Genomic DNA, 223 nt, shown 5'->3' with positions numbered 1-223 from the left:
CTCGTGAGGATACCGTCCAATTCTGTAGATGGAAGTCGGTTTCGGGTATTATTGACCGGTCTGTGGTCAATCGTCCACCTCCTCGGAAAACGGTTTTGATCCTTGTTGGGAGACAATCAGCGAGAGCCGACCGGTTCGCACCAGAAGTTCATCGTGCCCGGGCAGGGTTTGCCCCTGGGATAAGCCCGGGCACCGCCCCCGCCCCCGGGGGGGGGCGGGGGGG

The sequence above is a fragment of the Methanoculleus sp. UBA413 genome, from assembly GCF_002502935.1.
Classification (GTDB): domain Archaea; phylum Halobacteriota; class Methanomicrobia; order Methanomicrobiales; family Methanoculleaceae; genus Methanoculleus; species Methanoculleus bourgensis.
The sequence above is the reverse complement of the archived record's forward strand: the minus strand, read 5'-3'. Positions refer to the sequence as shown.